The sequence below is a fragment of the Mesorhizobium sp. BH1-1-5 genome, assembly GCF_020165615.1.
Classification (GTDB): domain Bacteria; phylum Pseudomonadota; class Alphaproteobacteria; order Rhizobiales; family Rhizobiaceae; genus Mesorhizobium.
Genome location: NZ_JAIUIM010000017.1, coordinates 112,391 through 133,771, shown reverse-complemented (window position 1 = coordinate 133,771; position 21,381 = coordinate 112,391). Strand labels below are relative to the sequence as shown.

Annotated in this window: 23 protein-coding genes; 19 read left to right on the top strand and 4 right to left on the bottom strand. The window is 64.5% G+C overall.

Features of this window, described 5'->3' with window-relative positions; genetic code table 11:
* Positions 1–97: 97 nt before the first annotated feature.
* The 10 genes from LB572_RS22560 to LB572_RS22515 all read left to right on the top strand — a co-directional run bounded on the left by LB572_RS22560 (position 98) and on the right by LB572_RS22515 (position 6,825).
* Entirely contained in the window at positions 98–391 is a 294-nt protein-coding gene (locus LB572_RS22560; RefSeq protein ID WP_224669259.1) for a 4a-hydroxytetrahydrobiopterin dehydratase, read from the top strand.
* Positions 392–847: 456 nt separating this feature from the next.
* The gene (locus LB572_RS22555) at positions 848–1,240 is read left to right on the top strand and encodes a transposase (RefSeq protein WP_224669258.1); all 393 of its coding nucleotides are present in this window, start codon (positions 848–850) and stop codon (positions 1,238–1,240) included.
* 445 nt (positions 1,241–1,685) lie between these two features.
* Positions 1,686–2,048: a YkvA family protein gene (locus tag LB572_RS22550; protein WP_140805557.1), complete on the top strand. Its 363-nt coding sequence runs from the start codon at positions 1,686–1,688 to the stop codon at positions 2,046–2,048.
* A gap of 257 nt (positions 2,049–2,305) precedes the next feature.
* Positions 2,306–2,809, top strand: coding sequence for an invasion associated locus B family protein (locus tag LB572_RS22545; RefSeq protein WP_140805555.1), 504 nt, complete (start codon positions 2,306–2,308; stop codon positions 2,807–2,809).
* 11 nt (positions 2,810–2,820) lie between these two features.
* Entirely contained in the window at positions 2,821–3,069 is a 249-nt protein-coding gene (locus LB572_RS22540; protein ID WP_224669257.1) for a hypothetical protein, read from the top strand.
* Between the two features lie 515 nt (positions 3,070–3,584).
* Entirely contained in the window at positions 3,585–4,115 is a 531-nt protein-coding gene (locus LB572_RS22535) for a sigma-70 family RNA polymerase sigma factor (RefSeq protein WP_140805551.1), read from the top strand.
* Positions 4,105–4,890: an anti-sigma factor family protein gene (locus LB572_RS22530; RefSeq protein ID WP_224669256.1), complete on the top strand. Its 786-nt coding sequence runs from the start codon at positions 4,105–4,107 to the stop codon at positions 4,888–4,890. Before LB572_RS22535 ends, LB572_RS22530 begins: the two co-directional genes overlap by 11 nt.
* Before the next feature lie 67 nt (positions 4,891–4,957).
* The gene (locus LB572_RS22525) at positions 4,958–5,278 is read left to right on the top strand and encodes a hypothetical protein (protein WP_224669255.1); all 321 of its coding nucleotides are present in this window, start codon (positions 4,958–4,960) and stop codon (positions 5,276–5,278) included.
* Positions 5,275–6,033 (top strand): hypothetical protein, encoded by a 759-nt coding sequence (locus LB572_RS22520; RefSeq protein WP_224669254.1) that lies wholly within the window; start codon positions 5,275–5,277, stop codon positions 6,031–6,033. Before LB572_RS22525 ends, LB572_RS22520 begins: the two co-directional genes overlap by 4 nt.
* Before the next feature lie 33 nt (positions 6,034–6,066).
* Positions 6,067–6,825: a DUF4336 domain-containing protein gene (locus tag LB572_RS22515; RefSeq protein WP_224669253.1), complete on the top strand. Its 759-nt coding sequence runs from the start codon at positions 6,067–6,069 to the stop codon at positions 6,823–6,825.
* Positions 6,826–6,842: 17 nt separating this feature from the next.
* Here the strand turns inward: LB572_RS22515 and LB572_RS22510 are convergent, their stop codons facing one another.
* Together LB572_RS22510 and LB572_RS22505 are read right to left on the bottom strand one after the other, a co-directional pair.
* Positions 6,843–8,195: a chloride channel protein gene (locus LB572_RS22510; protein WP_140805541.1), complete on the bottom strand. Its 1,353-nt coding sequence runs from the start codon at positions 8,193–8,195 to the stop codon at positions 6,843–6,845.
* 202 nt (positions 8,196–8,397) lie between these two features.
* Positions 8,398–8,697 (bottom strand): hypothetical protein, encoded by a 300-nt coding sequence (locus LB572_RS22505; protein ID WP_140805539.1) that lies wholly within the window; start codon positions 8,695–8,697, stop codon positions 8,398–8,400.
* 331 nt (positions 8,698–9,028) lie between these two features.
* Between LB572_RS22505 and LB572_RS22500 the strand changes: the two genes are divergently transcribed.
* The 4 genes from LB572_RS22500 to LB572_RS22485 all read left to right on the top strand — a co-directional run bounded on the left by LB572_RS22500 (position 9,029) and on the right by LB572_RS22485 (position 12,841).
* Positions 9,029–10,459: a DHA2 family efflux MFS transporter permease subunit gene (locus LB572_RS22500; protein WP_224669252.1), complete on the top strand. Its 1,431-nt coding sequence runs from the start codon at positions 9,029–9,031 to the stop codon at positions 10,457–10,459.
* Positions 10,460–10,717: 258 nt separating this feature from the next.
* Positions 10,718–11,947: a 23S rRNA (adenine(2503)-C(2))-methyltransferase RlmN gene (gene rlmN / locus LB572_RS22495; protein ID WP_224669251.1), complete on the top strand. Its 1,230-nt coding sequence runs from the start codon at positions 10,718–10,720 to the stop codon at positions 11,945–11,947.
* 17 nt (positions 11,948–11,964) lie between these two features.
* Positions 11,965–12,366 carry a hypothetical protein gene (locus tag LB572_RS22490; protein WP_140805534.1) on the top strand — a complete coding sequence of 134 codons (402 nt, stop codon included), beginning with the start codon at positions 11,965–11,967 and terminating at the stop codon, positions 12,364–12,366.
* A 7-nt stretch (positions 12,367–12,373) separates the two neighbouring features.
* Entirely contained in the window at positions 12,374–12,841 is a 468-nt protein-coding gene (locus LB572_RS22485) for a hypothetical protein (protein ID WP_224669250.1), read from the top strand.
* 3 nt (positions 12,842–12,844) lie between these two features.
* On the opposite strand, the gene LB572_RS22480 is transcribed toward LB572_RS22485, so the two are convergent.
* Positions 12,845–13,486, bottom strand: a complete 642-nt coding sequence (locus LB572_RS22480) for a LysE family translocator (RefSeq protein ID WP_224669249.1) — start codon at positions 13,484–13,486, stop codon at positions 12,845–12,847.
* A gap of 180 nt (positions 13,487–13,666) precedes the next feature.
* On the opposite strand from LB572_RS22480, the gene LB572_RS22475 reads away from it, so the two are divergent.
* Positions 13,667–14,887 (top strand): argininosuccinate synthase, encoded by a 1,221-nt coding sequence (locus LB572_RS22475; protein WP_140805528.1) that lies wholly within the window; start codon positions 13,667–13,669, stop codon positions 14,885–14,887.
* 277 nt (positions 14,888–15,164) lie between these two features.
* Here the strand turns inward: LB572_RS22475 and LB572_RS22470 are convergent, their stop codons facing one another.
* Complete coding sequence (locus LB572_RS22470) at positions 15,165–15,968, bottom strand: lytic transglycosylase domain-containing protein (protein ID WP_140805526.1); 804 nt, start codon at positions 15,966–15,968, stop codon at positions 15,165–15,167.
* Positions 15,969–16,279: 311 nt separating this feature from the next.
* Here LB572_RS22470 and LB572_RS22465 point away from each other — a divergent pair, with 311 nt between their 5' ends.
* The 4 genes from LB572_RS22465 to ffh all read left to right on the top strand — a co-directional run bounded on the left by LB572_RS22465 (position 16,280) and on the right by ffh (position 21,378).
* Complete coding sequence (locus tag LB572_RS22465; protein ID WP_224669248.1) at positions 16,280–17,359, top strand: putative zinc-binding metallopeptidase; 1,080 nt, start codon at positions 16,280–16,282, stop codon at positions 17,357–17,359.
* A gap of 87 nt (positions 17,360–17,446) precedes the next feature.
* Positions 17,447–18,058, top strand: coding sequence for a DUF1236 domain-containing protein (locus tag LB572_RS22460; protein WP_224669247.1), 612 nt, complete (start codon positions 17,447–17,449; stop codon positions 18,056–18,058).
* Positions 18,059–18,497: 439 nt separating this feature from the next.
* Positions 18,498–19,448: a CPBP family intramembrane glutamic endopeptidase gene (locus tag LB572_RS22455; protein ID WP_224669246.1), complete on the top strand. Its 951-nt coding sequence runs from the start codon at positions 18,498–18,500 to the stop codon at positions 19,446–19,448.
* Between the two features lie 340 nt (positions 19,449–19,788).
* Positions 19,789–21,378 carry a signal recognition particle protein gene (gene ffh / locus LB572_RS22450; protein WP_224669245.1) on the top strand — a complete coding sequence of 530 codons (1,590 nt, stop codon included), beginning with the start codon at positions 19,789–19,791 and terminating at the stop codon, positions 21,376–21,378.
* Positions 21,379–21,381: the final 3 nt, after the last annotated feature.

The following is a 21,381-nucleotide window of genomic DNA, read 5'->3' as shown; positions in this document are numbered from 1 at the left end:
TGTTTCATGCCTGTCGTCACCCCAAAACCGCTGCGCACTTTTGGGCGACATGCACTATGGTGCGGGTCATTTTTCCCGAATAGCACAGGAAACCGACATGAGCAGAGAGAAACTCAGCAAGGATGCGATCGCCACGGCCCTGGCCGAGCTCGACGGCTGGTCGCTCGCCGCCGACGGCGCGTCCATCAAGCGCAACTTCGTCTTCAAGAATTTCTCCGAGGCCTTCGCCTTCATGACGCGCGTGGCGCTGGCCGCCGAAAAGATGGACCACCACCCGGATTGGTCGAATGTCTACAAGACCGTCGACGTGACCCTGAACACGCATGACGCAGGCGGCGTCACGGCGCTGGATATCGAGCTGGCAAAGAAGATGAACCGGTATTTCGGGTGACGAGCAGCCTCGCTTTTAAGTGACTCCGTCATTCCAGGGCGGAGCAAGGAGCGAAGCGACGCGCGCAGACCCTGGAATCCATGCCATGACCCAGAAGCGTCGCGGCGGCGCAGACCGGGGCGGACGTTCGCGATTGGCCGAAGCTTGCGAGCTTCGTCATCCACGGGCAGAGCGACGCGAAGCGGAGCGCAGACCCGAGGATCCATTCCGTGACCTGGGCCGAAATATGCAGCGGGGCAGAATTCTGCACCGTGGCAACGCCTCGACGTAACGGCATGGGTCCCTGGTCTGCGCCGCGTCGCTCCGCTCCTTGCTCCGCCCTAGAATGATGGGTGGACGGCCCTTGCGGCATCGAATGTGCCAAACTGGTCGTGTTGAAACCCCAGCGGAGGAGACCGTCCGTCATGCAAGCTATCAGATTTGGTATCGATCTGGCCAAGAAAGCAGCAAGCGGCCTTGCGGCTGACGACGATCCCGAGCGTCGGCCCGATCATCGCGCATGCGACCATCGCAGCCATCGGCGATGGCCGCCAGTTCGCCTCGGCCAGGGACTTCGCAGCCTGGCTGGGCCTGACCCGCAAGACCCATGACACCGGCGGCAAGCACAGGCCAACAGGCCATATCAGCCGCGCCGGCGACAGAGACCTGTGCAGGCTGCTCATTCTCGGCGCCAGTTCCTGGCTGCGTCAGGTCAGGGCCAAACCCGACAAGGGCTCGCCCTGGATACGCGGCCTGCTGGCCAGGCGGCCGGTCAAGGTCGCCGTCGTGGCGCAGGCGACCAAGACCGCTCGCATCATCTGGGCAATGCTCACCTCAGGTCAACAATACAGGACACCAGCTGCGGCTTAACCGCAAGCGAGCCCTCAACAGCGTAAGGAGCAAAAAGGCAGCACGGCAAAATGGTCAGGACCTGGGTCGGCAAACTCCGCCGTCGTCATCGCGATCACCAAGCGCGCTAGAATGATTGGAACCGATCCGCGTAACCCTTGTTGGTCAGCGGTCATCACAACTCGACCGCATCAAAGGCCGAATACATGACCGCTCCAGACTTGCGCCGCCGGTGCCATTTTGCCTCTTGCCCAAGAGGGGCCGTCCATACATGACGATCGCGATGAGGCGTTTCGGCCAATCTCCAACCCTGCGATTGCCGACTCGGATTACACGCTGCCAGCGCTGGCGAGTTCGATTTTTAGGCCGGTGCAGACCCTAAACTCTTGTAGCAGCCCCCCGCTTTCACCACATTTTCCCGCGGCAGGCCGTTGCAACGATGCACGCGGCCGCCAAGGAGCGACTGATGACGCAAGGCACCGGTTTCGATTTCTTCGGCTTCGGCGACAAGCTCGCCGGCGAAGGCGAGGTCCGCGAGAAATTCTGGCGCACCGCCAAGAAGGCGGCGCGGCAGATCCCGTTCATGGACGAGGTCGTCGCCGCCTATTACTGCGCCCTGGACAAGGACACGCCGCTGCGCGCCAAGGCCACCCTGCTCGGTGCGCTCGGCTATTTCGTCCTGCCGTTCGATTTCATTCCCGACTTTATCGTCGGCCTCGGTTACACCGATGACCTTGCCGTGCTGACCGCCGCTATCACCGCCGTCAGCGCCCATATCACGCCTGCCCACAGGCAGGCCGCCAGGGACGCGCTTGCCGACAAGGGCTGACGGCGGCTCGCCTCACACCCGCAAATCAGCACGTGCGAAAAGACAAACTCTTGCCGTTTTCGTGGCATCCAACTCCGCGCCGGGACGTCGCGCCCGCCTCAATCCACAGTGGCGGCGCGGATGGTGGCGGTTTCCTGGGGTGAGTTCCTTTTCTTCGAGGACAATTCACCGTTTGGTAACCCTGATTAAATCAAAATGAAGCGACGGCAGGACGCCATGCGGCCCGCCTCCGCACCACTTGGAATACGGGAAGAACAATGCGCGGATTGATTGCTATAGTTTCCAGCCTGGTCCTGGTGGCCTCGGCAGTGCCGGTTTTGGCGCAGCAGGCGACCAAGATCGGCCAGCACAATGCCTGGGGCACCTACAGCTATCAGTCGGCAGCCGGCAAGGTCTGCTACGTGCTGACCGTGCCCACCGACAAGCAGCCGACGACGCTCGACCATGGCGACATGTTCTTCTTCGTCAGCCAGCGGCCCGGGCAGCAGGTCTCCTACGAGCCGCAGTTCATCGCCGGCTACAACTTCCAGGAAGGCTCGAAGGCCACCGTCACCATCGACAAGAAGAGCTTCTCGATGTTTACCCGCGGCAAGTCGGCCTGGGTCGAGAACGCCGCGGAAGAGCCGGTGCTGATCGCCGCCATGAAGACCGGCTCCGACATGAAGGTGCAGGCCAAGTCCGGTCGCGGCAACCCCACCTCCTACGTCTTCTCGCTGAAGGGCATCTCGGCCGCGCTGGCCTCGATCGCCAAGTGCAAATAGGCTGAGGCCCGTTGGCGGCGGACGGCAACATCGACCGCGCCATCATGCAAATGGTGATGGACCGATGGCAGAAGACGGCCATGGTCCTCGCAAAGACCGAAGACGCGCTTCGCAAGGCGGGCGAAAAGGTTTCCTGGGACGATATCGCCGAGCGGCTGGAAGCTCTCGATGCGCGAGGCGATGTTGAAAGCCAGGGAGATCTGACCCTCTGGCGCAACAGCGAGGTCCGCCTCCCACAGGCAAAAGCGGAAGAACGATAGGCCGGCCTCGCGCGTCCCTTCGGCGGCGCATATCAGCGCAACCGCATTGTCGTGGTTGCCGGCCATGTCGGCGACAATGACGAAGGCCGGACCACCAGGTCCGGCCTTTTTTGCCATTCGGCTTTGTCCCGGCGTCGCGGCGGTCGATTCCGCGCGCCGGCGTTCGCCTGCAGCCCTGCGTCCGGAAAAAATTGCACGGCGGGACGGAATAGTTTCCGGCCGAGACCGGTAGATAGGGCAAAAGAGGGAGAACGCTCTTTGAAGTGGTCGCCATAGACAAGGCCACCTCGAAAACAGGGAGCGGCAGCAAGCACTGGCGTCTTCAGGGCTTGCGGTCGGGAGGAGCACGCTCCCATCCGGCCCAGCGGTTGCCAGTCCCTGTCCCTGACCGCTGGGCCGCCTTTCACGCCGGCTCCGGCCGGGCAGCGCAGGCAAGGTAGGCCCGGCTTGCGTCAATGCAGCATGAAGACGGGCGGCTTGAAACGGGCAACATGAGACGGGCGGCATGAGATGGGATGAAAGCCAAGTTCGACGTCATACCGCACCTGGAGGATTTGTGGCGTTACGGCAGGGTGCTCACCGGCAATGATTCCGACGCCGACGACCTGGTGCAGGAAGCTCTCGCCCGAGCGCTGTCGATGGCCGGCAGCTACGATGCCTCCCGGCCGCTGCTGCCCTGGCTGATCAGGATTGTCCGCAACACGTTCTTCACCGGCGCCAGCCGGGCCGACGCCGACAGGCGGCGCCTTGCATCCATCGCCGACATGTCGGAGGCTGCCTCGCAGCCGCCGCAGGAGCACAGCGCCGAGCTCTCCAACGTCAGCAGGGCTCTCGCCCGGATGCCGACCGACCAGGCCGAAATACTCCATCTCGTCGGCGTGCTGGGCTTCACCTATGCCGAGGCCGCCGAACTGCTGGGCGTGCCGACGGGAACCGTGATGTCCCGCCTCAGCCGGGCTCGAACAGCCTTGAAGAACAATATGGAAAACATGGACAGCGCAGCTTCCCGTCGTTTGAAGATCATAGGAGGGCGTGATGTGGTCTGATAACCGCGTTTCCGAACAGGACATCGGCCGTTTGCTGGACGGCGAATTGTCGCCGTCGCAGCGATCCGAGCTGCAGGCCCGGCTTGCCCACGAGCCCGAACTGGCGGCGGCGGTGTTTGCCCACTCGCAGCGCATGGAGGCGCTGCGCGATTCCCAACCGCGGCGATTGTTCCCGCCCGGCGCCACCGTCGACAAGGCGAAACAGCTGGAACAGGCGCTTCGCCGCAGGCGGATGTTTGCCATGCTCAGGCTTCAGGTTGCCGCCGTCGCGCTGGTCGCGATCGGATGGTCGGCCAACTCGCTCACCGTGCCGCTTCGCCAGGGCGGCAAGACGGCTGATGAAACCTTCATCCTGGCCGCGCGCGATGCGCTGCGCGTCGCGCAGCTCAACGCGGGCCCCGAAAAGGGCGTCGAGCTCAAGCAGGACAAGATCCAGCGGCTGGTTGGCGCCGTCAACGTCAGCATGCCGACGCTGCCCTCGTCATGGGCCGTCAAGGATGTCCAGGTGCAGCCCTGGAACGGACAGCAGAGCCTGGTCGTGACGGCCGATACGCCAAGCGTCGGACGTATCACGCTCGTGGCGGCGCCGATGAATGGCGAGGACGCCGTTCCGCCGACGCCTGCCACCGACGGCCGCGTGCCAACGGTCTACTGGCAGTCTGGGGGGACGGCCTACGCGCTGATGGGATCGGCCGCGCCGGATCGGCTCGAGGTGGAAGCAAAGCAGATCGAGGTCGCCACGCGCCGCAGCGTTGCGACCAAGATAAGAGGCTGATCGCGGCCGCCGCTGGCTGCACGGAAGGGAAAAGAATGCACCCGACGTTGGAGTTCACGATCCGCCGATGCCGCATGCCGTCGGAAAAGTCCGCGCGATGAACCTCCTGTCGTTCGAAAGGAGATACTATCCGTCCAGCTGCCCGGTTTGCGCCGGAGTGTCCCTGGAAGCCGAGATCACGCTGCGCAAGTTGGAATTCCAGTGCGCCGCCTGCGGCGCATTCGAGATCACCTCGGCGGCTCGCGCCGCAATGAAAGGCCTGTCACGGGAGCACCGCCAATTGTGGCTGTCGCAGGCGCGGTTGCGGGCTTTCACCGTCCCTTTGATCGCCTGCGCGAACGAGACGCTGTCTCAGGTCGCCGGCCCCCCAGGTGACCCGGGAAGGTGACCCGGGAAGCGTTGCGCGTGGGCGCTTCCCAACGGCCCGGCATCTCGGCTTGGGGTTGCCGGGCCGTTTTCGCAAAAAGAGGAAACAAACCGGCTCCGACCCTGGAGCCTATCCAGCTGGAGCAATTCCAGGAAAAGTGTGAGCGGTTTTCCGTTCGGAATTGCGTCAAACAAGGAGATAGGGCGTCTCGCCGTTTCCGTGAAACGGTGAAACGCACTAGGAGCCGGGCGATCGCCATGCGCGGATTGGAAGACTACGAGGAAATCGCACTGATCGGTTATCCCTGCGATGGGGAATACATCGCCATGATGACGAATGGCGGGCAGCGGAACTGGCTGCTCGGCGGCGAGCTGTGCGGGTGGAACGGCGCCATCCTCGCCGATCAGGCCGCTGCCTTGCCCAGATATTATCCGCCGGGGTCGCGCCTCGTCCTGGCGACGATCGAAGGCGACAGCCTCGTTGCGATCCGGGATTGCAACATCGATGCAAAGCCGGGCGAAGCGGAAGCCGGTCCGGCCGAAGAAGCGCGGCGCGCCGATTTCCGCGCCGCGGCGATGCTGCGCGATTCGGCGTCCATGGCGTTCGACCCGGCCACCGAAGTGGTGCTGTCGGGGATCGCGGCGCGCATGAAGCTCGGACGCATGGAGGTGATCCGCATGGCGCTTCGCGAGTGGCTGGCGATGCGTGAAGCCGCGCGCTTCCCTCCCGACGAAGGCGCGCCATATGGTTCGGAAACGCCGAACCGTTTCGGCTGACCGGATCGCGCTTCAAGTTACCGCCAGGCAGCCATGTCCCAGGAACCTCCCACCGACAGGTCCGCTCTCGATCTCTATGAGCCGATCGATGTCCTGAAACCCGTCGCCCCCGATCTGTGGATCGTGGACGGGCCACGGATCGGCTTCGGCGTCGGACCGTTTGAATTTCCCTTCACCACCCGCATGACGGTCATACGGCTTCGCAATGGCGACCTGATCCTGCATTCACCCGTGGCGCTTGCGCCCGCGCTCCGGTCCGCGGTCGAGCTTCTGGGGCCGGTCCGCTTCCTGGTCGCTCCGAACTCGCTTCACTACTGGTGGCTGCCCGACTGGAAGGGCGCTTTTCCCGACGCGGAAGTTCTCGCCGTGCGCGGCCTGCAGGACCGGGCGAAGCGTCAAATCGCGGTGGACCGGCTGCTGGTCGCGGACAACTCGCCCTGGCCCGCCGAGGTCGACCTGTTGGTCGTACGCGGCGACGTCCTCACCGAGGCCGTCCTGTTTCATCGCGCCTCGCGAACGCTGATCCTCACCGACCTGATCGAGAACTTCGAGCCAGGGCGGATTCACAGCTGGTTTTTGCGCTTGCTCGTCAGGCTCGCAGGTGCTGCCGATCCGGACGGCAAGGCGCCGCTCGACATGCGGCTGAGCTTCTTTCGCCGCCGTCGGGCCTTGCGGGCCGCGGTTCGCCAGATGCTCGCCTGGCAGCCGGAACGCGTCATAATCGCGCATGGCCGGTGGTATGACAAGGACGGCGCCGCCGAGCTCCGGCGCGCATTCCGCTGGGTCCTGTGAGGATCCCCTTCGGCCTGCTATGCCTTGACGGTGTCGCCCGGCTCTGCCCTGCGCCGCCGGATCGCCTCGGCGATGAAGACCCGCGACAGCGCATGATAGAGCGGTTCGTTGGAGACGAGCCTAGCCGTGCCGTAGCCCAGCACCGCCGCGCACATCAGCGCGATCACGTTGTCGTGGTTGCCGGTCATTTCGAGGATGATGACGAAGGCCGTCATCGGCGCCTGCACGACGCCCGCGAAATAACCGGCCATGCCGAGCAGCGCCGCCGTGCCGGTGGCCGTGCCGAAGACCAGGCCGAGGGTGCTGCCCAGCCCAGCGCCCACCGCCAACGAAGGCGCGAAGAGGCCGCCTGGAATCCCCGATACCATCGACAATAGGCCGGCCGCGAATTTCTCGACGAAGAAGAAGGCCGGCAGCGGCGCGCCTTCGATCGCGCCGCGCGCCTGCGCATAGCCGGTGCCGAAGGTCAGCCCGCCGGACGCGACGCCGATCACCGCGACGGCGAGCCCGCAGACAGCCGCCACGGCCAGCGCGCGCGGCAATGGCTGCAGCGCGTTCCAGCGCCGGATGCGGCGCATGATTTTCAGTGCCAGCAGCGAGAATAGCGCGCCAACGCCGCCGCCGATGATGCCGCAGGCGAGCACCAGCGGCCAGTCGGTGGCGAAGGCGACCGTGTCCTTGGCGACGCCGAAATAGGTGTAGTTGCCGAGCAGGCCCAGCGAGGCGAGGCCGGCCAGGATCACCGCCGTCAGCACCAGCCCGTTGGTGCGCGACTCATAGGAGCGGCCCATCTCCTCGATGGCGAAGACGATGCCGGCGAGCGGCGTGTTGAAGGCGGCGGCGATGCCGGCGGCGGAGCCGGCCAGGATCAGGCCGCGTGCCTGCGCCATGCCGCCCCAGCGCGCCGCCTGCAGCATCACGGAAGCGCCGACCTGCACGGTCGGGCCCTCGCGGCCGATCGAGGCGCCGCAGGCGAGGCCGACGATGGTGAGCGCGATCTTGCCCACCACCAGCCGGAGCGACAGGATACGGCTGCGGTCGTCCTCCTCGCGCAGATGGCGCGCCGCGATTGCCTGCGGAATGCCGCTGCCTTGCGATCCCGGGAAGAAGGAATGGGCAAGCCAGGCGCAAAGGACGAAACCGAGCGGCGTCACCACAAGCGGCAGATAGAAGCGCCAGCCGCCGTCATTGCCCGTCACGACATGGAACAGGGCCTGCGCGCGGTCGGCGAGCAGGGCGAACAGAACGCTGATCAGGCCGATCGAGATGGCTCCGGCCCAGAAGACGAGGCGCGGCTGCCAGACGCGCCGCGACACCCACATGGCGTGTGAACGCCGCAGCATGCGGTATTTTCGCGATATGCCGGCCATGACCGTCCTCTTGATGGTTGACACGGCCTAGCACACTCGCCAGGCCGATCAACCCGCGAGGGCGGGCCTGACGCTATGCCAGCAAGGTCGAGGAACAGCACTCGAGGATCACGGCTGGAAGGCTCGGCAGAGATGTTGCCGGATGGCGGATAGCCCGCCGGCATACCGGCCGGCGGGAGGTCGGCACGCAAGATCGGCGAGGTCACATCGCCATTTTTTCACATTCGGCCTGGGCCTTCTTGGTCGACGTGTCGATCATGTAGGCTTTGCCCTTGGCGTCGGTGATCATCATCATGCAATGCTTGATCGGCTTGGCCATCTTCATCATGTCGGCGCTCATCTTGGCGTCCGGCATCATCGTGCCCATGTGACCGTCCGGCATGATCGCGGTGACTTGCCCGCCCTTCATCATGGTCATGGCGCCCATCGTGTCCTCGGCAAAGGCCTGCGAGGCGGAAAGGCCGACGAGGCCGGCGATAAGAACGAACTTGATCGAGTGCATCTTAACAACTCCCATTGTTGAGGGGCATGGTCGCCCTCTTCAGGTTCGCGGATGCGCTTCGATTGGTTACGCCAACACGAACATGTGATCGATTTTCGGCAGACGATGGCGGTAGCCGATCGCGTTCCGCCCCTGGCACAGGCGGACGGGGCTCAAGATTTGTTGACCTCTGTGCCAGCCGAAATCGCTATCGCTTGGCATCGATCGGGACATAAAGCAGTCAGGTGCGGTGGGGGGCCGGGCCGGCTGGGCTGCACGACATCGACGCCGGCTTGATCGCGGATGGCTCACAGCGGGCCACCGCTGCCTGCGCGACGGAACTGGCGGACAATTGGAACAGCATCTCTTTGCGACCGAGCGCGACCCGCGTCTCAAGCTGATCATCCCGGCCATCGTCGCCATCGCCTTCCTGATGGAACAGCTCGATTCCACCATCCTCACCACCGCTATCCCGGCCATCGCGCAAAGCCTCGACACCACACCGGTCCGGCTCAATCTGGCGATCACCACCTACATCCTGACCCTGGCGGTGTTCATTCCCGTCAGCGGCTGGTTCGCCGACCGGTTCGGCGCCCGCAAGATCTTCGCGTTGGCGCTTTTCACCTTCACCCTGGGCTCGGTCCTGTGCGGCGTGGCCGACAGCGTCGGCATGCTTTTGGCCATGCGCGCGCTGCAGGGTCTGGGCGGCGCCATGATGACGCCGGTCGGGCGGCTGATCCTGTTGCGCTCCTTTCCGCGCAGCGGGCTGATCACCGCCATGACCTACATGACCTTGCCGGCGATCGTCGGGCCCGTCATCGGGCCGCTGCTCGGCGGCCTGCTCACCACTTACGCGTCCTGGCGCTGGATCTTCTACGTCAACGTGCCGTTCGGCCTCATCGGCATTTTCGCCGCCTTGCGCTTCGTCGACGATTTCCGCGGCGAGGAGGCGCAGCCTTTCGACTTCGCCGGCTTCCTGATGGTGGGGGCCGGCGCCGCGCTGCTGCAATTCGGCCTGGAGAATATCGGCAGGCCGGTCATTTCGCCGCTGGCGACCGTGCTGTTGCTGGCCGCATCGGTCCTGCTCCTGCTCGCCTTCGGCCGCTATGCGCGCCGCGTCGCGGCGCCCGCGGTGGATCTGACGTTGTTTCGCTTCCGCTCCTTCTGGGTCGGCACGCTCGCCGGCGGCCTGTGCCGCATCGGCCTCAACGGCGCGCCGTTCCTGTTGCCGTTGATGCTGCAGGTCGGCTTCGGCATGAGCCCGGTCACGTCTGGATCGCTGACCTTCGTCGGCAGCTTCGGCGCCTTGCTGATGCGGCCGCTGCTGTCGTTTTTCCTGCGGCGCTTCGGCTTCAAGGCCGTGCTGAGCGGCAGCGCGGTGGTCGGCGCTGTTGCCGTGGCGGGATTCTCGCTGCTCAATGCCGATACGCCGCATTGGGCGATCGGCCTCTACGTCTTTTTCTTCGGCATCGTCCGCTCGGCGCAGTTCATGTCCTCCAACACGCTGTCCTATGCCGACCTGCCGGGCGAGAAGCTCAGCCGCGCCACCAGCCTGGGCGGCGTCCTGCAGCAGCTCAGCGTCTCGCTCGGCGTCTCGATCGCCGCCATGGTGCTCGGCCTCGTCTCCGGCGAGGTCCATGCGCCGACGGCGGACCAGTTCCATTGGGCATTCCTGCTGACGGCGGTGATCCCGCTGCTTTCCATTCCGGGGTTTTTCTTCCTGCATCCGGAAGACGGTGCGCAGGTCAGCGGCCATCGCCATAAGGCGGATACGCAAGGGTAAGGCTGCGCCGCCTCTCCCTTCTCCCCTTGCGGGAGAAGGTGGCTCGGCGCGCAGCGCCGAGACGAATGAGCTCCAGGGAACGCCAGCGCCTCACTCCGCTGGAAAACCCCTCATCCGTCGCCTTCGGCGACACCGTCTCCCACAAAGGGGAGAAGGAAAGGCCGGCGCATGACTCCGCGGCCAAGCTGTGCTATGCGCCGCGCTTCCTTATCCGGCCGATGCTGAAATCGGCCGCAAATCGCTTATATTGGCGCCACCATGACCGTTTCGCTTGATCTTACCGCCGAAGGCGCCCGCGACGCCTTGCGCGCCCGTACCACCGAGAAGCCGTCGCTGGTCGGCCTGACCCGCGCCGAGCTCGGCGAGGCGCTTGTCGGCGCCGGCATCGTGCCGGAGCGCCAGGCCAAGATGCGCGCCCAGCAGCTCTGGCACTGGATGTATGTGCGCGGCGTCTCCGACTTCGCGCATATGTTCAACATCTCGAAAGACTTGCGCGCCGAGCTCGACAAGCACTTCACCGTCGCGCGGCCCGAGATCGTCGAGGAGCAGATCTCCGCCGACGGCACGCGCAAATGGCTGTTCCGCTTTCCGCCGCGCGGCGCCGGCCGCCCGGTCGAGATCGAGACCGTCTATATCCCCGAGGAAGGCCGCGGCACGCTCTGCATCTCCTCCCAGGTCGGCTGCACGCTGACCTGCTCCTTCTGCCACACCGGCACGCAGAAGCTGGTGCGCAACCTCACCGCCGAGGAGATCCTGGCGCAGCTGCTCACCGCGCGCGATCGTCTCGGCGACTTCCCCGACCGCGACACGCCGGACGGCGCCATCGTGCCGGCCGAGGGGCGCAAGGTGTCCAACATCGTCATGATGGGCATGGGCGAGCCGCTCTATAATTTCGAGGCGGTGAAGAAGGCGCTGCTGATCGCCTCCGACGGCGACGGGCTTTCCTTGTCGAAAAGACGCATCACGCTGTCGACCTCGGGCGTGGTGCCGGAGATCGCCCGCACCGGCGAGGAGATCGGCGTTATGCTGGCGATCTCGTTGCACGCAACCAATGACGACCTGCGCGACCTGCTCGTGCCGATCAACAAGAAGTTCCCGCTCAAGGAGCTGATCGCCGCCTGCAAGGCCTATCCGGGCCTCTCCAACGCCAAGCGCATCACCTTCGAATATGTGATGCTGAAGGACGTCAACGATTCCCTCGAGGACGCCAAGGCGCTGGTCAAGCTGCTCAAGGGCATTCCAGCCAAGATCAATTTGATCCCGTTCAACCCCTGGCCCGGCACCAACTACCAGTGCTCGGACTGGGAGACGATCGAGAAGTTTGCCGACTACATAAACAACGCCGGCTATGCTTCGCCGATCCGCACCCCGCGCGGCCGCGACATCCTGGCCGCCTGCGGCCAGCTCAAGTCGGAGTCCGAGCGCATGCGCAAAGTCGACAGGCTGGCGCTGGAAGCCATGATGATCGCGGGGCACGGCGAGGCGTGAGGCTGATCAGGCGGTTGGTGGCCGCTGTCATCGGTTATGCAGCGGCGTCGCTCGTCATGCCCCTTCTTTTCCTTTTGTATGAAGGCGCTTCGTCTTTTTGGCGCAGCGGCAGCTATTTCTTCGATCTGGGGGACCAAGTGACGGCCTTGATCGTCGGCGCATGGGTCGCCGCCGTCTATGGCGCTTTGCCAGCGTTGCCGCTGATTGCGTTGTCTGAGTTTTCTGGACGGCGAGGATTGAGATTTTCGATCCTCGCTGGCGCCCTGGTAGGTGCCACCATGTTTGCGATCATGCAGTTCCATCCGTTGACGCAAGCACCACCTGGCCTCGATATGCTGATAGCATTAACAGCGGCAGGCAGCCTGTGTGGCGTTGTCTATCAGCTAGTCGCAGGTCGACTTCTCCCGACCGCCGGATAGCATCAAGATGGCTCGTTTCATCGCCTATCTCGTCCGCTTTGCCGCCATCCTGGTCGGCTATGTCGTCGCCTCGCTGGCGGCGAGCGCCTTCCTCAACATCCTGGTCCTGGCGCATCTGGGCTATACGCCGGCCAGTCCGGAGCCGACGGCCACCGCCTCGCTCTATTTCTCGGTGCCTTTCGTGGCGCTGTTCGTCGCCTATTTCGCCTTCATGCCTGCGGCTGTCGTCATTTTGATCGCCGAGCTGCTCGGCCGCCGCGACTGGCTGTTCTACGCGCTCGGCGGCGCCGTCATCGCTGTCGTCTTCCTTGGCTTCGTGCACAACATAGGCGACGCCAATTTCGACGTCACCGAAACCAATGCCAGGCTGGCCGTGATCGGCGCCGGCATGGTCGGCGGCATCTTCTACTGGCTTTCCGCTGGCCGCTGGGCCGGAAGCTGGCGCCGCGCGCCGCTGCTCGATGCCGAGCCCTGAACGCTACTTCGCCTGCGCCGTCAGGATCTTGAGCGCGAAGGCGGAGAACACGCCGGCGAACAAATAATCGACCACGCGCGTGACGCGCGGACTTGCCTTCATTGCCGCCGAGAACTTCTCCGCCGCCAGCACCATCGGCACCGTCACCGGTATCGACAGCACGATGAACATCATGCCGAGGAAGAACAGTTTTCCGGACGCGTTCGGATCGTGCGCGGAGACGAATTGCGGCAGGAAGGTCATGAAGAACAGGATGATCTTGGGATTGAGCAGGTTGACGCCGAGCCCCGCCACCCAACTGCGGAACAGGGAGACCTGCGGTCCGGTCCTCTTCTCCGGCGAGAAGGCCGAGCCATTCGTCACCGCCTGCCAGGCCAGGAACACCAGATAGCCTGCGCCGAAGATCTTCAAGACGAAGAAGGCCATTGGCGAAGCGACGATCAGCGCCGAGACGCCGACCGCCACCAGCGTGGTGTGGATCAGCGTGCCGAAGAGCGCCCCGGTCAACGAGGCAAAGCCGGGAGCGCGGCCCTGGCTCAGTGTCCGCGAGACGAACAGCGTCATGTCCGGTCCCGGCGTGATCGCCAGGATGAAAGTGGCGATGGCGAACTGGATGAGCGTCGAAGTGTCGGGAATGAAGGACATGGGCCGCCTCGGGATGGGTCGCGCAGCCTATAACGCGGCCGTTTTTGCGTCGCCAGCGGCTGCCCGGGCAATCATCTGGCCCAGCCTGTGCCGTCGGCAGGCCTCTGTTCGTCTCTTGCGCGGCCCGGAAAGGCCGTGATACCTCGCCCGCGAAGTTATTTTCCCGCGGAACCGCCAAAGATGTCCAAGATCAAGAACGTCAAGAAAGTCGTGCTCGCCTATTCCGGTGGCCTCGACACCTCCATCATCCTGAAATGGCTGCAGACCGAGCTCGGCGCCGAGGTCGTCACCTTCACCGCCGATCTCGGCCAGGGCGGCGAGCTGGAGCCGGCCCGCAAGAAGGCCGAGATGATGGGCATCAAGGACATCCGCATCGTCGACGTGCGCGAGGAGTTCGTCGCCGACTTCGTCTTCCCGATGTTCCGCGCCAACACCGTCTATGAAGGCACCTACCTGCTCGGCACCTCGATCGCCCGACCGCTGATCTCCAAGCATCTCGTCGAGATCGCCAAGGAGACCGGCGCCGACGCGATCGCCCATGGCGCCACCGGCAAGGGCAACGACCAGGTCCGCTTCGAATTGTCGGCTTACGCGCTCAACCCCGACATCAAGGTCATCGCGCCCTGGCGCGACTGGTCGTTCAAGTCGCGCACCGATCTGATCAATTTCGCCGAGCAGCACCAGATCCCGGTGGCGAAGGACAAGCGCGGCGAGGCGCCCTTCTCGGTCGACGCGAACCTTTTGCACTCCTCGTCCGAGGGCAAGGTGCTGGAGGACCCGTGGAGCGAGCCGCCGGAATTCGTGCATCAGCGCACCGTCTCGCCGATGGACGCGCCGGACGCCGTCACCGAAATCGAGATCGAGTTCCTGAAGGGCGATCCGATCGCGCTCAACGGCAAGAAGCTATCGCCGGCCACAATGCTGGCGGCGCTCAACGACCTCGGCCGCGACAACGGCATCGGCCGCCTCGACCTGGTCGAGAACCGCTTCGTCGGCATGAAGTCGCGCGGCGTCTACGAGACCCCCGGCGGCACTATCCTGATCGCCGCCCACCGCGCGATCGAATCGATCACGCTCGACCGGGGCGCCGCGCACCTCAAGGACGAGTTCATGCCGCGCTACGCCGAGCTCATCTATAACGGCTTCTGGTTCGCGCCCGAGCGCGTCATGCTGCAGGCGATGATCGACAAGAGCCAGGAAGACGTCGAAGGCACGGTGCGGCTGAAGCTCTACAAGGGCAATGTCATCGTCACCGGCCGCAAGTCGAAGAAGACGCTCTATTCGGATGCGCTGGTCACCTTCGAGGATGATCGCGGCGCCTACGACCAGAAGGACGCCGAGGGCTTTATCCGGCTGAATGGATTGCGGCTGCGCACACTGGCGGCGAGAAACCGTCGCTGAAGCTGCTGATCTTCCCCGCAGATGCCCGGCAGGGCAGAGAGGGTGAAGGGTCGCGGTCTCTTTCACTTCGTCATTCCAGGGTCTGCGCGCGTCGCTTCGCTCCTTGCTCCGCCCTAGAATGATGAAGATATGTTGCAGCTTCCCGCTCGGGGCCCCTATCGCCTTCGGCGACACTTCGCCCGGGGGAATTAGAGATTTCCCGGCTTTCGCCGATCTCCGATTCCAACAAAAAAGCCCGGCGCATGGCCGGGCTGTTCTGCCGAGTAGAATCTCAGAATCAGTTGGCGTCGATCGCCTCGGCGATTTGGGCGATGGCCTGCTGGTAGACGCTCGCGGAGTTCCAGCCGGCGATCGCGCCCATATTTGCCTCGGCGCCGGCACCCGCCCGCCAGCCATGCCCCTTGAGGTAGTTGGCGGTCGACTCGAGCGCCGTGTTGCGGTCGCGCAGGTTTCCGCTGCCGACGCCGTATTTCAGCACGTTGCCGGGCAGGAACTGGGTGTGGCCGATCTCGCCATGCATGGCACCGACCGAGGAAGCGCTCAGCGCCCCGCGATCGACCAGCTTGAGCGCGGCGATGGCGTGAGGCTTGAAGTAGTCAGGGCGGCGGCAATCATAGGCCAGCGTCAGGATGGCCGACACCGTGTTCTGGTTGCCCATCGAGGCGCCGAAGCCGGTTTCCATGCCCCAGATGGCGAGCAGCACGCCCGGCGGCACGCCATAGGTCCGCTCGATATTGGCGAACATCGCCGCGTTCGCCTTCTTCAGCGCCCTGCCTCTCGAGATGATGGTGGACGCGCCGCGGCGCTTCATGAAGGCCTCCACCGAGCCGCTGAAAGCCTTGTGGATGGCGCGGTCGGCGGCGATCGTCCTTGTCGCGTAGGTTGCCCCGGCCAGCGCCGAAAGGCCCCTCTGGCCGACGCCGTTGGCCTTGGCCTCGGCGGCAAAGTCCTGCTTCCAGGCGTCGAAGCCTGCGCCGTTCTTGCCGCAGCTGGCCGCGGCTTCGGCGCCCGTCGCCAGCCCAAGCATCGCCACCACCGCCGCGGCGGCCACGAAAATCCTTCCTTTGGCAAAAAATGCCATATCCGTCTCCTGGTTGCCTTGAATCACGTCCCGGTTGTGAATTTGCCAGCGAAACGCCGGGTTGTCACCGCCCCCGCGGGGGACGTGACACCCGACACTGGCGAAAGAAGGGCAATTTGCTACGATCGGGCAGCAGGTGTGGCGGGCTTGCCTCATGAAAGACGTTGATATCGTGATCATTGGCGCCGGTTCGGCGGAGCTTGCCGCGGCGAAGACCGCAGCTTGCGGCGAAATAGTCTCGGAACGCCGGATGTCGGGAGGCGTTAGAGCCAAGTCCACATTCACGGTCCGATCCTGCGGGTTGATCACGCATGAAGCTGTTCGACTGTCCCAATTGCGGCCATCGCCTCTATTTCGAGAATGCCCAGTGCCTGAATTGTTCCAGCCTGGTGCTCTACGACCCGGAGCAGGCGAACTTCGCGCTCAGTGGCAAGGGCGGCGTTTTTCCGTGCGGCAATGCCGATGAGTGCGCCTGCAACTGGCGGACCGAGGCTGGCCGGACTTTCTGCCGCGCCTGCGCCCTCAACCAGGTGATTCCCGACCTTTCCATCGACGGCAATCGCCGGCGCTGGATTCGGGTCGAAGCGGCGAAGAAACGCGCAATCTATTCGCTGCTCGCCTTCGGCCTGCCGGTGACGCCCAAGAGCGGCCCGGGCGACGAGGTTGGGCTTGCCTTCGACTTCCTTGCCGACCCGATCGGCGCCGGTCCTGGCGGCGAGCGCATCCTGACCGGCCATGACAACGGCTTGATCACGCTCAACGTTGCCGAGGCTGATTCCGCCGAGCGCGAAAGACGACGCGTCGAGATGGGCGAGAACTACCGCACCCTGCTCGGCCATTTCCGACATGAGCTCGGCCATTATTATTGGGATCGGTTGATCCGTGACGATCCCACGCGGCTTTCGGCCTTCCGCGCGCTCTTCGGCGACGAGCAGGCCGATTATGAGCAGGCATTGAAGGCCTATTACGCCAAAGGCGCGCCGCCCGACTGGCAGCAACGCCACATCTCGGCCTATGCGACCTCGCATCCGTGGGAGGACTGGGCCGAGACCTTCGCGCATCATCTTCACATCACCGACACGCTGGAAATGGTGCATGCGCTGAACTTTCCGCTGGGACAGCTGGAGACCGTGGATGCCGATGCCATCCCGCGCCGCGACACCGGCGGGCACCTGCAGCCGGCCCCCGCCGATCCCGACCCGGCGCCGGAGCCGTTCGGAAAGATCCTTGCGCGCTGGCTGGTGCTGTCGGAAGCCTCCAACTCGATCAACCGCTGCATGGGCCTGCCGGACCTCTATCCCTTCGTGATTTCCGAGATGACGGCGCGGAAATTGAGCTTCGTGCACGATCTTTTGACAGGCGCGTCGAAGAGAACCTGGAACAATTCGTGAGCGGGCGACAAGGACTTTAGCCGGAACGCATAAGCCTCTGTTTCGTTTCCGAGCCCGAGGGAGCGTTGAAAAACGGAGAGAAAAATCATGAAACGCGTGTTGTTTCCGGTGCTTGCCGGTGCGCTGCTCACCATCTCGGGCGCCGCCCTTGCCGACACCCCCGTCCAGGCCGTGGCCGATTTGAACGTGCGGGCCGGCCCCGGTCCGCAATATCCGGTCATCGGCGTGCTGGCGGCCGGCCAGTCGGCCACCCTCAGCGGCTGTATCGAAGGCAGCAAATGGTGCACGATCGCCGAGGCCGGCGGCAAGGGTTGGGTCTATTCCGACTATGTGACGGGCGATTTCGGCGGCAGCCGCGTCGTCGTGACCCGCCGCCCGGCCGATGCCGGCATCGCGCTCGTGGCGCCGCCGACCGATGACGTCTACACCACGGACACCTACACCGGCGCCATCGTTTCGGGCGACGACGGCGACGCCATTGAGTCGATCGGCAGGCCGCCGGCCGAGGTCGGCACCTATGTCAGCGAGCACCGGGTCGATCCGGTCTATCTCGACGGCGAGGTGGTGACCGGCGCCACGCTGCCCGACACGGTCGAGCTGCGCGAGATCCCGGATTACCGGTATCGCTATGTCTATGTGAACAACCAGCCGGCGCTGGTCGATCCGGGCACGCGGCGCATCGTCTATGTGATGCGCTGATCGGGGCTTGATCAAAAGAGCGGCCGCCTGCGATGGCGGCCGTTTTGCTTGCGCGCTGATGGTTCAGGCTTGCGTCTGATCAAGCTGCCCCATCACATGCGTTCGAGATTGGCCGAGGCTATCCAACGTCGTCATTCCAGGGCGAAGCAGGAGCGAAGCTTCGTCGCGAAGACCCTGGAATCCATGCCGTGACCTCAGCCGAAGGGTGCAAAGGAGCAGAATTCTGGACCGTTGGTATCGCTCAGATGTAACGGCATGGATCCTATGGTCTGCGCCGCGTCGCTTCGCTCCTTGCTCCGCCATAGGATGACGAACTTCGGACGTCGCGCCGCATTTTGCACTTGAAGCGTCCAATTTCAGCCGCCAACCTTGACAGCGTAATCGCGCGGTAACCACCGATCTCCTAGATCATGAGCCAAACCTTCGGCAGGGAAGCCGCGTGACCATCGAGAATGCCGCCTTCGAGCGCTATCGCCGCTCGCCGAACGAAAAGACCACCTTGCCGCGCCTGTTCCTCGGGGCGGCGATCGTCGTCGCCTTCTGGATGGCGATGACGGCTCTGGTGCTCTTTGCCGGCACCTATGCCCATATCGTCTGGCGTCTCCCCGGTCCCTCGACCGGGCAATACATGCAGGACTTCCTGGCATCGCCCATCGGCATCCTGAGCGCGCTGACCTCCTTTGCCGGCATCTGGATCGGCCTGTGGGTGGCGATGCGTTTCGTGCATGGCGAGCCGCTGTCGGCGCTGTTCGGCGTCAGTCGCCGTATCGCCGGCGGAGATTTCCTCAAGGGATTGATTGCAGTGCTGATCACCTCGCTGTTGTCCGAGGTGCTGCTCTATTGGCTGCAGCCGGAGATCGCGCGCGGACCGATCGCCTTTTCGTCCTGGCTGCTCTTCCTGGTGCCGATCGCACTGCTCGCCTTCCTGCAGACCTCGTCGGAAGAGATGCTGTTTCGCGGTTACCTGCTGCGCGGCCTCGCCTATCGCTTCAGGAGCCCGCTGGTCTGGGCAGTGTTGCCGGGCCTGCTGTTCACGTCGCTGCACTGGAATTCGGCCTCGACTTCGGCCATCAATGCCAGCGTCTTCATCTCGATCGGCATCTTTGCCCTGTTGCTGACGCTGCTGGTCTATGTCTCCGGCAATCTCGGCGCCGGTTTCGGCGCCCATCTGGGCAACAACCTGACCGGCTTCCTGCTGATCTCGCACCAGGAGGGCTACAATGGCTTTGCCCTGCTCAACGCCAAGCCGCTGGAAGGCTCCGACTGGACCAACTGGGACGCCGTGCTGATCGCCGCCATCGGCATCGTCAGCACGCTTTTGACGATGCTGCTGCTCTTGCATCGGCGTTCGCCGCTGCGAGTCGGCACAAACGGGCGAAGCCCGCTGTAGACGCCTCAAATCGCGGCGTTTTGGCCCGAATTTGGGCATTGTTTTTTGATGCATGTCGTTGCCGCAAAACCGCTGCGCACTTTTGCGCGACATGCATTAGCCTTGACTCCGCTGCCGATTTCCTGTCTAGACCCCCTCGAATTCCGCGACGAGTTTTCTTTCGCGAAAGCCGACCAGGACGCCGAAGCCTCTTTGAGGCGGGTGCTGTAAAGAGATCCTGGAGGCCAACACCCGGCAGCGCAATGCGCCCCCGGGTGCTTTTTGGCTTTGCGCTTTTGCTTGGCGACCCGGCGCGAACGCACTACCTCTCGGTCGAACCCACCGAGATGAAGGACCGCAGATGTTTGAATCCCTCCAGGAGCGTCTTGGCTCCATCCTGAACGGCCTTACCGGCCGCGGCGCGCTGTCCGAGGCGGATGTCTCGGCAGCACTGCGCGAGGTTCGCCGCGCGCTGCTCGAGGCCGACGTCGCGCTGGAAGTGGTTCGCTCCTTCACCGACAAGGTGCGCGAGAAGGCGGTCGGCGCCGCGGTGCTGAAGTCGATCAAGCCCGGACAGATGGTCGTCAAGATCGTCCATGACGAGCTGGTCGACATGCTCGGCGCCGAGGGCGTCGCCATCGACCTCAACGCGCCGGCGCCCGTCGTCGTCATGATGGTCGGCCTGCAGGGCTCCGGCAAGACGACCACCTCGGCCAAGATCGCCAAGCGGCTGACCGAGCGTCAGAACAAGAAGGTCCTGATGGCCTCGCTCGACACGCGGCGCCCCGCCGCGCAGGAGCAGCTGCGCCAGCTCGGCGAGCAGACCAAGGTGGCGACGCTGCCGATCATCGCCGGCCAGAGCCCGGTCGACATCGCCAAGCGCGCCGTGCAGGCGGCCAGGCTCGGCGGCCACGACGTCGTCATCCTCGACACCGCCGGCCGCACCCATATCGACGAGCCGCTGATGGTCGAGATGGCCGACATCAAGAAGGTGTCGAGCCCGCACGAAATCCTGCTGGTCGCCGACTCGCTGACCGGCCAGGACGCCGTGAACCTGGCGAAAAGCTTCGACGAACGCGTCGGCATCACCGGCCTCGTGCTCACCCGCATGGACGGCGACGGCCGCGGCGGCGCAGCCCTTTCGATGCGCGCCGTCACCGGCAAGCCGATCAAGCTGATCGGCACCGGCGAGAAGATGGACGGGCTGGAGGAATTCCATCCCAAGCGCATCGCCGACCGCATCCTCGGCATGGGCGACATTGTCAGCCTGGTCGAGAAGGCCGCCGAGACCATCGACGCCGAGCAGGCGGCGGCAATGGCGAAAAAGATGCAGTCGGGCAAGTTCGACTTGAACGACCTCGCCCAGCAGCTTCAGCAGATGTCGAAAATGGGCGGCATGGGCGGCATCATGGGCATGATGCCCGGCATGGGCAAGATGAAGGACCAACTCGCCGCCGCCGGCCTCGACGACAAGATGTTCGGCCGCCAGCTCGCCATCATCTCCTCGATGACCAAGGCCGAGCGCGCCAATCCCGACATGCTGAAGCATTCGCGCAAGAAGCGCATCGCCGCCGGCTCCGGCACGGACGCGGCCGAGATCAACAAGCTGTTGAAGATGCATCGCGGCATGGCCGACATGATGAAGGCGATGGGCGGCAAGGGCAAAGGCGGCGGCCTCATGCGCGGCATGATGGGCGGCCTCGCCTCGAAGATGGGCCTTGGCGGCATGATGCCTGGTGGTATGGGCGGTGGCATGCCGGACTTTTCCAAGATGGATCCGAAGCAGCTCGAGGCCTTGCAGAAGCAGGCGCAGGCCACCGGTCTCGGCAAAGGCCTGCCCGGCGGACTTCCCGGCGGCGGCGGACTGCCGGGCTTGCCCGGCGGCATGAAGCTTCCGGGCCTTCCAGGCCTCGGCGGCGGCGGGCTGCCCGGTCTTGGAAAGAAGAAGTGAGGG

Bases quoted from the DNA above. Each gene is read 5' to 3' on its own strand.
- LB572_RS22560 (WP_224669259.1), top strand. From the start codon at position 98: ATGAGCAGAGAGAAACTCAGCAAGGATGCGATCGCCACGGCCCTGGCC.
- LB572_RS22550 (WP_140805557.1), top strand. From the start codon at position 1,686: ATGACGCAAGGCACCGGTTTCGATTTCTTCGGCTTCGGCGACAAGCTC.
- LB572_RS22545 (WP_140805555.1), top strand. From the start codon at position 2,306: ATGCGCGGATTGATTGCTATAGTTTCCAGCCTGGTCCTGGTGGCCTCG.
- LB572_RS22535 (WP_140805551.1), top strand. From the start codon at position 3,585: ATGAAAGCCAAGTTCGACGTCATACCGCACCTGGAGGATTTGTGGCGT.
- LB572_RS22530 (WP_224669256.1), top strand. From the start codon at position 4,105: ATGTGGTCTGATAACCGCGTTTCCGAACAGGACATCGGCCGTTTGCTG.
- LB572_RS22525 (WP_224669255.1), top strand. From the start codon at position 4,958: ATGCCGCATGCCGTCGGAAAAGTCCGCGCGATGAACCTCCTGTCGTTC.
- LB572_RS22515 (WP_224669253.1), top strand. From the start codon at position 6,067: ATGTCCCAGGAACCTCCCACCGACAGGTCCGCTCTCGATCTCTATGAG.
- LB572_RS22510 (WP_140805541.1), bottom strand. From the start codon at position 8,195: ATGGCCGGCATATCGCGAAAATACCGCATGCTGCGGCGTTCACACGCC.
- LB572_RS22505 (WP_140805539.1), bottom strand. From the start codon at position 8,697: ATGCACTCGATCAAGTTCGTTCTTATCGCCGGCCTCGTCGGCCTTTCC.
- rlmN (WP_224669251.1), top strand. From the start codon at position 10,718: ATGACCGTTTCGCTTGATCTTACCGCCGAAGGCGCCCGCGACGCCTTG.
- LB572_RS22485 (WP_224669250.1), top strand. From the start codon at position 12,374: ATGGCTCGTTTCATCGCCTATCTCGTCCGCTTTGCCGCCATCCTGGTC.
- LB572_RS22480 (WP_224669249.1), bottom strand. From the start codon at position 13,486: ATGTCCTTCATTCCCGACACTTCGACGCTCATCCAGTTCGCCATCGCC.
- LB572_RS22475 (WP_140805528.1), top strand. From the start codon at position 13,667: ATGTCCAAGATCAAGAACGTCAAGAAAGTCGTGCTCGCCTATTCCGGT.
- LB572_RS22470 (WP_140805526.1), bottom strand. From the start codon at position 15,968: ATGGCATTTTTTGCCAAAGGAAGGATTTTCGTGGCCGCCGCGGCGGTG.
- LB572_RS22465 (WP_224669248.1), top strand. From the start codon at position 16,280: ATGAAGCTGTTCGACTGTCCCAATTGCGGCCATCGCCTCTATTTCGAG.
- LB572_RS22460 (WP_224669247.1), top strand. From the start codon at position 17,447: ATGAAACGCGTGTTGTTTCCGGTGCTTGCCGGTGCGCTGCTCACCATC.
- ffh (WP_224669245.1), top strand. From the start codon at position 19,789: ATGTTTGAATCCCTCCAGGAGCGTCTTGGCTCCATCCTGAACGGCCTT.